General features: G+C 45.1%; 6 protein-coding genes. 4 read left to right on the top strand and 2 right to left on the bottom strand.

The window, feature by feature from the left end; all coding sequences use genetic code 11:
* Both A3766_RS09160 and A3766_RS09165 read left to right on the top strand, forming a co-directional pair.
* Nucleotides 1-1,128 (top strand): acyl-CoA dehydrogenase family protein (locus tag A3766_RS09160; protein ID WP_068642118.1); only part of this gene is annotated, 1,128 nt, incomplete at its 5' end.
* Nucleotides 1,129-1,146: 18 nt separating this feature from the next.
* Nucleotides 1,147-2,322, top strand: a complete 1,176-nt coding sequence (locus A3766_RS09165) for a CaiB/BaiF CoA-transferase family protein (protein WP_068509416.1) — start codon at nt 1,147-1,149, stop codon at nt 2,320-2,322.
* A 74-nt stretch (nt 2,323-2,396) separates the two neighbouring features.
* Here the strand turns inward: A3766_RS09165 and mfd are convergent, their stop codons facing one another.
* The gene (mfd, locus tag A3766_RS09170) at nt 2,397-5,852 is read right to left on the bottom strand and encodes a transcription-repair coupling factor (protein ID WP_068509418.1); all 3,456 of its coding nucleotides are present in this window, start codon (nt 5,850-5,852) and stop codon (nt 2,397-2,399) included.
* Between the two features lie 205 nt (nt 5,853-6,057).
* On the opposite strand from mfd, the gene A3766_RS09175 reads away from it, so the two are divergent.
* Nucleotides 6,058-7,644, top strand: a complete 1,587-nt coding sequence (locus A3766_RS09175; protein ID WP_082907084.1) for an ABC-F family ATPase — start codon at nt 6,058-6,060, stop codon at nt 7,642-7,644.
* 56 nt (nt 7,645-7,700) lie between these two features.
* Here the strand turns inward: A3766_RS09175 and A3766_RS09180 are convergent, their stop codons facing one another.
* Nucleotides 7,701-8,684 (bottom strand): integron integrase, encoded by a 984-nt coding sequence (locus A3766_RS09180; protein ID WP_068509422.1) that lies wholly within the window; start codon nt 8,682-8,684, stop codon nt 7,701-7,703.
* Nucleotides 8,685-8,934: 250 nt separating this feature from the next.
* Between A3766_RS09180 and A3766_RS09185 the strand changes: the two genes are divergently transcribed.
* Nucleotides 8,935-9,453, top strand: a complete 519-nt coding sequence (locus A3766_RS09185; RefSeq protein WP_068642120.1) for a hypothetical protein — start codon at nt 8,935-8,937, stop codon at nt 9,451-9,453.
* Nucleotides 9,454-9,740 lie beyond the last annotated feature (287 nt).

Here is a 9,740-nt window from a genome sequence, read left to right on the forward strand (position 1 = left end):
TTTGAATCTGAACAAGAAATGTTTCGCGATGCGTTTAAGAAGTTCCTTGAAGCTGAAGCTGTGCCTCACCACGAGCAATGGGAGAAAGACGGTCAGGTATCTCGTGAACTATGGAAGAAGGCTGGTGAACACGGCTTTTTAAGCCCAACTGTCCCAGAAGCATACGGCGGTGTTGAAGGTGACTTTCGTTTCAATGCGGTGATCGATGAAGAAGTTGCTAATTACGGCTTAAGTGGTATCGGCTTTGGCTTGCACTCAGACATCGCGGTGCCTTACATCATGGCTTACGGTTCCGAAGAGCAAAAGCAAAAGTACCTGCCGGGTTGTGTTGATGGTTCAATTGTGACCGCGATTGCCATGACAGAGCCTGGCACCGGTTCTGACTTACAAGGTGTGAAAACCAATGCTGTGTTAGACGAGTCAGGCGAGTTCTATACACTCAATGGTTCTAAGACCTTTATCACTAATGGACAGTTAGCAGATTTAATTATCGTGGTGGCTAAAACTAACCCTGAAGCTGGCGCAAAAGGTACGAGCCTTCTGTTAGTTGAGGCAAACTCACCCGGCTTTGAAAAAGGCACCAATCTTCATAAGATCGGTATGAAGGCACAGGATACGTCAGAGCTATTCTTCCAGGATGTAAAAGTCCCAAAAGAAAACGTGCTAGGTGCTGAAGGCATGGGCTTTATCTACCTTATGCAGGAGCTACCACAAGAGCGGCTATCGGTAGGCTTAAACGCGATCGCTAGTGCAGAGTCGATTCTTGAGCAAACAGTCGCATACGTTAAAGAGCGTAAAGCCTTCGGCCGTGAAATAGCATCGTTCCAGAACACCCAGTTTAAGCTTGCCGAAATGTCAGCAACCTTGACGATGGCGCGTGTATTTGTCGATAAATGCTTAGAGCTGCATATTAATAAGCAACTAGATGTGGTGACCGCAGCGAAGCTTAAATTATTGACTACCGAGATTCAGTGTGACGTGATAGATGAATGTTTACAGCTACATGGTGGTTACGGCTACATGTGGGAGTATCCGGTTGCGCGCGCTTACGCAGATGCGCGTGTTCAGAAGATCTATGCTGGTACAAATGAAATCATGAAGTTGATTATCGGCCGCTCGATGGTCTAAAGGAAGTAGGGGTAAGTAATGTCACAACCACTCAAGGGAATTAAGATTCTCGACTTTACCACCTTATTACCGGGCCCTTATGCAACGCAATTGTTGGCAGATATGGGCGCAGAGGTTGTAAGAGTAGAGTCACCTACGCGACCCGATCTACTAAAGCTCTTGCCGCCAATGGTAGGTAAGGTTTCTGCCTCGCACGCCAGCGTTAATCGCAATAAGAAAACGATTGCTGTTGATTTAAAGCATGAGAGTGCAAAAGAGATCGTTCATAAGTTGGTGAGTGAGTTTGATATTGTGATTGAGCAATTCAGACCAGGTGTTATGGCGCGTCTAGGTCTGGATTATGAGGCCTTGGTAAAGTTTCAGTCTAAATTAATCTATTGCTCGATCACAGGCTATGGTCAAACAGGGCCCTTAAAAGATCGGGCAGGGCATGATATTAACTATTTGGCTTTGTCGGGCTTAGCCAGTTTCTCTGGCAGAAAAGAAACCGGTCCCACTTTATCTGCAACACAGGTTGCCGATATTGCAGGTGGTTCACATCATGCCGTAATGGCGATTCTTGCCGCAGTGATTGAACGTGCTTCTACTGGAAAAGGCCAGCACCTGGATATCAGTATGAGTGATGCGGCCTTGGCGCTGAGCACGATGTTCGGCGCCAACGCGCTAGTCAGTGGCAAGGACCCAGCGTGTGGCGAAGAGATGCTCAACGGTGGTTTATTCTACGACTACTACCAGACGGCAGATGGCAAGTATATTTCGGTCGGTAGCCTGGAACCAAACTTCGCGATGGTTTTGCTATCTACCCTAGGTTTGACAGCTTACCAGAATAAGATTGCCGACCAACGAGCCGAAACCCAAACAGAAATCAAGGCAGCAATTGCAGCAAAAGTGATCGAAAAAGACCAAGCTCACTGGAATGACGTCTTTGGCAACTTAGATGCTTGTGTAGAACCTGTATTGAGTATCAACCAGGCTGCAGCGCACCCTCACTTCATAGCGCGGGGCATGATTACCACCGCTGTAGATGAGACAGGCAACGAGATTCAACAAATAAATAGCGCATTGCCATTTAAGTCTGAAGGCATAAAGCAAGCAGGGAGACCTTTGGGGGCAGATACCTCAGATGTATTAAAGTCTTTGGGCTATAGTGATGAGCAAGTTCAGGGGCTTAGAGAGGGGAAGTGTGTTAAGTAAGCATATATCTCGCTGTGAACCTGACTCGTGCTAACCTGCCAGCGAGCCGTGGAAGGCTCTGCCTACAGCTGAGGCTAAGTCGGGGCCTTGCTCAATAACGCAATCAGCGCTTCAATCTCACTTAATTTCTCTTCTGCGTTCTTGGCCTCAAGCTCAAACTTAAGTTTTGTGGCGCCTTCTAGCTTGTACTTTATCGGGTTCTTTTGCACTAGCTGAACGATGGCCAAGGGGTCGACTTTCGTGTCTTTTGAAAACTCAAAACTACCGGAGGTCTCGCCTGCGTCGATTTTATCGATGCCAACAGGATCGGCTTTGAGCTTCAGCTCTGTTTGACGCATTAGGTTTTTCACAGCGTCAGGTAACATACCGAAGCGGTCAATCATTTCGACTTGAATGTCTTTTAGGCCGTCCTTATCGGCAGCGTTAGCAATACGTTTATAGAGTACTAAACGCATATGTACGTCTGGTAAATATTCGTCAGGAATAATTGCGGGAATACGCAGGTTCACCTCGGTGCCATGCATTGGGTTCTCAAGGTCGAGCTCTTTTCCTTGTTTAAGCGATTTAACGGCTTGATCTAACAAGTCCATATATAGGGTAAAACCGATATTCTGAATCTGGCCGCTTTGCTCTTCACCTAATAGTTCACCTGCACCACGTATCTCTAGGTCGTGCGTTGCCAACATGAAGCCCGCCCCAAGTTCTTGCGAGGCAACAATTGCTTCAAGTCGTTTTTCAGCATCGCCACTAAGTTTTTTAGAGCTGGGTGTCATGAGATAGGCATAAGCCTGGTGGTGTGATCGTCCGACGCGTCCACGTAACTGGTGTAGCTGTGCCAAGCCGAACTTATCAGCTCGGTCTATCATGATGGTGTTGGCATTAGGAATATCGATGCCGGTCTCAATGATGGTTGAGCAAACTAAAACATTAAAGCGCTGGTGATAAAAGTCTGACATCGCGGTTTCAAGTTCACGCTCACGCATTTGACCGTGGGCAATGCCAACTCGCGCTTCAGGTACCAGTTTAGTTAAGTACTCAGCTTCTTTATGAATATTTTTAACATCGTTAAATAAGTAGTAAACCTGACCACCACGCAGAATCTCACGCAAGAGAGACTCTTTGATCAAAGCATCTTCGCGCTCACGAACGAAAGTTTTTACTGACAGACGCTTAGCAGGTGGTGTGGCGATAATCGATAGATCGCGTATGCCGCCCATCGCCATATTTAAAGTACGCGGTATTGGCGTGGCGGTAAGGTTTAAAATATCTACGTCGCTGCGGAAAGACTTAATCTTTTCTTTCTGCTGCACACCGAATCGATGTTCTTCGTCAATAACCAAAAGACCAAGGTCTTTGTACTTAACATCTTTTTGAATCAGCTTGTGGGTACCGACAATAATATCTATTTTTCCAGCCTTTAGGTCTTCCAGCGCTTTAGCCTGATCTTTTGGAGAGTTGAATCTTGATAGCACATCGACTTTAACCGCCGTGCCTGCAAATCGATCTTGGAAAGACTCGTAATGCTGCTGCGCAAGAAGTGTCGTAGGAACGAGCACTGCGACCTGCTTACCCGAGTAGGTTGCGACAAATGCGGCACGCATCGCCACTTCAGTTTTACCAAAACCAACGTCTCCGCAGACGAGCCGGTCCATCGGCTGTTCGCGTGTCATATCGCGAAGCACTGCCTTAATCGCAGCTTGCTGATCGGGTGTCTCTTCAAACGGGAAATTGGCGCAGAAGGCGCGGTAAGCTTCACCAGGTTTATCACATTTAAATCCGGAGCGTGCTTCACGTTTTGCATAAACTTCGAGCAATTCTGCGGCCGTATCTCGAATTTTCTCTAAGGCTTTTTGCTTTGCTGCACTCCACTTTTCAGTTCCCAGACGGTGCAACGGAGCGAGCGACTCATCAGTGCCGCTATATCGAGAAATAAGGTTTAGGTTGGACACAGGAACATATAACTTTGCTTCGTTGGCATACTCAAGCATTAAAAACTCATCGACCTGATCACCAACTTTTATAGTTTCTAAACCACGGTAGCGGCCAACACCATTATCAATATGCACGACCGGCGCGCCGATGGATAATTCCGTCAGGTTTTTCACCATCATTTCAGAATTATCACTAGATTTCTTACGGCGTCTGCTTTGAACTACTCGTTGACCGAATAATTCTGTTTCGGTAATCACCTGAAGTGACGCTTCTTGCGAAATAAAGCCGTGCGACAAACTGCCAGTTACTAACTGTACCTGGCTGTCTGTTTGCAGAAAGCTTTGCCAGCTTTGAGTGTCTTCGAATGCGAAGGCGTACTGTGTGAACAACTCGCTTAGTACTTCACGTCTGCCCGCGGTTTCAGCAATGATCAGCGTCTTACCGGCAAAGGCGTCTATTGCCGTTTTAAGCGCACTGAGTGGATCGGTATTTCTGTCATCGACACCTACTTGCCCTAGTACATCAAAAGGTAAGTTTGATTTACCTGCACCTTCACTTAATCTCGCGGTGGATAAGGTTAGCCTTGGGTGTTGCTTCAAATCTGAAAATAATTCGTCAGTTGTCAGGAACAGGTTTCTAGGCGGAAGAATAGGGCGCTGGATATCATGCCTTCGATCTTCGTAACGGCCGTTAATATCGCTCCACACATGATCTAGCAATTCAGGCATGTCACTTGGCGTAATGACAAGTGACTGTTCAGGTAAATAGTCAAACAGTGTTGTCATCTCTTCAAAAAACAGCGGGCTGTAATATTCAACGCCGTGTGGTTTGATTCCGTCTTTGATATCTCGATATAAAGGACAGTTTGATGCCGCATTTGGGAACTGCTCTAACCAGCGGTTCCGAAAACTCATGCGGCTTTTATCGTCCCATGGGAATTCGTTTGCAGGTAAAATCTTTAGCGATTTGATCTTATTTTTTGAACGCTGGTTATCCGGGTCGAATGTACGCAGGCTTTCTATCTCATCATCAAACAACTCGATACGAACGGGTTCTTCACTGCCCATAGGGTAAAGGTCAAAGATTGAGCCTCGTATTGCGTACTCGCCATGCTCATAAACGGTATTAACATTTCTGTAGCCAACTTCTTCAAGCATACGGCGGTACTTTTCAAGCTCAAATGTCTGCCCATTCTTTAAAGAAAAGGTGTGCGCGTTCAAAAAGCTTTTTGGTGGCAAACGATGCAATAGCGTATTAAGCGGGATGATAAGTAAGCCGCGCTTAGCAAGAGGAAGCTTGCTGAGAGTTTCCAAGCGCTGAGAAATAATATCTTCATGAGGTGAGAAGGTATCGTAGGGAAGTGTTTCCCAGTCAGGGAAAACATAAACTTCATGCTTGCCTTCATTAAAGAACTTAAACGCACTTTCCATCGCGTAGGCTTGTTGTGAGTCTTTAGCAATATACAAACAAAAGCCTTCTAGCTCATTAAGTAACTCGTAAAGTGTCGCAGCGCTTGCACCTTGAGGAATAGAGCCCCAGTGTTTATGGTCAGCGGGCGCTGAAGGAATAAGCGTTGACGAAATAGAAGAGACATTCATGCTAAGTTACTTTTCTCGAATGGGCGGCAGAAATAAGGGGCGAATAATAGCTTTGATCGAGGAATATTGCACCCTGATATAAGCCCTTACGAAGCAAGATACAAAAATCTTTGCTTTGGTTTAACGAAAGCGCTTTCTTTGTGGCATAATTCGCGCCGCTATTTAATAGATAGCTGAACCATTACCCAGAACTTGAGGCAATACCTTGTTAGTTACCGCGAATATTACAATGCAGTTTGGCGCAAAGCCGTTATTTGAGAACGTTTCAGTTAAGTTTGGTGAAGGCAACCGCTATGGCCTGATTGGTGCCAACGGCTGTGGTAAGTCAACTTTCATGAAAATATTGGGCGGTGACTTAGAGCCTACCTCGGGTAACGTATCTAAAGATCCGAACGAACGAATTGGTAAGCTAAAGCAAGACCAATTTGCTTATGAAGAGTTTAGTGTTGTCGATACCGTTATCATGGGCCACGAAGAGCTATGGGCGATCAAAGCCGAGCGTGATGCGATCTACGCCAAGTCTGAAATGAGTGAAGAAGACGGTATTCGTGCCGGAGAGCTTGAATCTGAATTCGCCGAAATGGACGGCTACAGTGCAGAATCCAGAGCGGGTGAATTACTGATTGGCGTTGGTATACCGGTTGAACAGCATTACGGCCCAATGAGCGAGGTCGCACCAGGTTGGAAGCTTAGAGTATTGCTAGCACAGGCACTTTTCTCAGAGCCCGACATTATGCTGCTCGACGAGCCAACCAACAACCTTGATATTAACACCATTCGTTGGTTAGAAGGTGTTCTTAACGAGCGTAACTGTACAATGATTATCATCTCGCACGATAGACACTTCTTAAATAGTGTTTGTACGCATATGGCTGATCTCGACTACGGTGAATTACGTCTGTATCCGGGCAACTATGACGAATACATGCTTGCATCGACTCAGGCACGTGAACGCCAGATGTCTGATAATGCGAAGAAGAAAGCACAGATCTCAGAATTAAAGGCCTTTGTCGCTCGTTTCTCAGCCAATGCATCTAAATCTAAGCAAGCCACCTCGCGTGCAAAACAGATTGATAAAATTCAGCTTGATGATATCAAACCCTCGAGCCGCCAAAACCCTTTCATCGTCTTTAACCAAGAAAAGAAGCTTCACCGAATGGCGCTTGAAGTTGAAAGCTTGACCAAGACCTATGAAGAAACGCTCTTCAAAGACCTTAACCTGATGGTTGAAGTGGGCGAGCGTATCGCGATTATTGGCCCTAACGGTATCGGAAAAACCACCATGCTTCAGTGCCTTACAAATAGCATCGAGCATGATGCTGGTACAATAAAGTGGTCTGAGAATGCCAATATTGGTTACTACGCTCAGGATCACGCTTCAGATTTCGAAGAAGACAAAGATCTATTCGAATGGATGGGTGAATGGGGGCAAGAAGGTGATGACGAACAAGTGATTCGTGGCACTCTTGGTCGCTTACTTTTCTCTCAGAACGATATCAACAAGTCAGTCAAAGTGATTTCGGGTGGAGAGCAGGGCAGGATGCTATTTGGCAAGATCATGCTTCAGAAGCCAAATATTCTTGTGATGGATGAGCCGACTAACCACTTGGACATGGAGTCTATTGAATCCTTGAATATGGCGCTAGAAAAGTTTGAAGGAACTCTACTGTTCGTTTCTCACGATAGAGAATTTGTTTCATCTTTGGCGACACGTATTATCGAGATTACGCCTGATGGCATAGTCGACTTTAACGGTAACTATGATGAATACCTAGAGAGCCAGGCCCAGTAAAAACCTTGCTCTTAAGGTTTTGAATGAAGGGGCGTAAAGCCCCTTTTTTAGCATTGTTATATATCGACCGGACTTACGACACCTCGCTCCTGTATGCCAACAACGTGTGTGTAGATCTGGGTGGTTGAAATATTGGAATGCCCCAACATTTCCTGAATTGCCCTAATGTCTGTTCCCGCTCGTAGTAGGTTGGTAGCAAAACTGTGCCTAAAGGTATGGCAGCCAGCCTTTTTATATATGTTAGCGAGCTTCAAAGCCTCTTTAATCTTCCGTTGAACCGCACGCTCACCTAAATGGTGACGGCGATAAATACCAGCTCGCGGGTCCTTCGAAAGCGAATTCGCCGGAAACACGTATTGCCATGCAGGGGCTGTTGCAGCATTCGGATACTTACGTGCCAAGGCACCCGGAAGATAGACCGCCCCATAGCCCTCTTCAAGATCTTTCGCGTGCAGCGCGAGTGCATAGTCTATTTGAACTTTTAAGGGCTCAATCAAGGACTTGGGAAGAAGCGTGCGCCGCCACTTTAGCCCCTTAGACTCACGCACTATTAGGCAGTTATTTGCAAAGTCGATGTCTTGAACCCGCAAACGAACCGCCTCCATGACCCTAAGGCCAGCCCCATACATCAGCTTTGTTAGCATAAGGTAAACGCCATCTAACTTACCTATTACCGCCAGCGCCTCGGCATGACTAAATACCGTAGGAATTGTTTGCGGCCGGTTGCTCAGCTTGAAATCAAGATCACCTAGCTCAATCTTCAAAAACTTATGGTACATAAAAACCAAGGCATTGAGCGCAGTCTTCTGCGTATTGACCCCGGCGCTCTGATCGAGCGCTAAAGAACTCAGAAACTGATCGACCTCGACAGCCCCCATTTCCTTGGGGTGCCTTTTGTTGTGAAAACGAATAAAACGTATTACCCAATGGCAATAGGTTTTCTCGGTCTTATAGGCCATTTGTTTACTACGAATAAATGCTCGAAACTGATCAATAAAGCGCACGGGCTTTTTAGGGAGAGGTAGTGGTATATCATCCATAAAACTAATCCTTTAGTTTAAGAGTGAGTCAAAATAGCTATGAAAAGCGACCTCCTGTCGTATATCTATAGCTACCGTTAAAATACGGTAAAAGCTATTTAAAAACAAATAATTATGAAGGCTTGTAATAAAAGGATAGGCGACACGAGTCGCACTTTGTAAATTGCAAAAACTTTGGACTTCATCGGACTCCAGAAATGATGTAGGATTCGTGTGATATAGAATTTTTTTAAAAAAGGATATACGACAAATGGATATACGACCTTATGTCGTAGATTCAAATGTTATGTTTCAGAACGAAGTTATGGCAACTTTTAAAGCACTGTTTAAATTTATATATTCGGCTCTAGCTGCTGCTGTGATTATTGGGCTTACAATATCAATACTCGATGACCCTGCAAAAAAAATAAATGAATACGAAGTTACAGCAGGCGTAATTGAAAGTTTCAAACACGTAAAATATCGCGGGTATAAAACCTATTTAAATTTAGCGGGGTCAAAAGAGCAATATCGATTACGCTTGAAACCCCAAAAGCGGAATATGGTTACCCAGGGAGCTGACGTAAAGGTTTGGTTTGCGGATACTTTACTGTTTGGCCTAAAGGTAAAACAGGTAAGTGTTAATGGTGTAATGTTAAAAAAATATGATTATCAATATGTTAATAGTGTGCACAACAAATTTATTTTCGCAGTATGTATATTGTTGGCTGGCTTCATATTTCTTTATGGTGATCTTTTTAAAAAACTAATATCAAAATTAAGTACATAACAATGCGCTCAAACGGACTCGGCAAACTGACACCTTTTTTGAAAAACACTCAAAAAAGTCGCCAGTTCACCTCTCCGTTTAGCTAAGCGTTAAATGTTTTTTGGCTCTTAAGGTTTAGGGCTCAATATTCTGCAGGGAATGCTCGTTTCTTATCGAGCATTCCTCCGTTTAAATTATTAAGGTAGGTGGCACGGTTTCCAACTGTTCCGCTCCGCTGTTTAAGCTTCTCAGGTACATTTTAATTTGTAGAGGTTTCGTTGGTGGTGTGTTCCTAGGGAGTCCGGTAA

The sequence above is a fragment of the Oleiphilus sp. HI0132 genome (genome assembly GCF_001635845.1).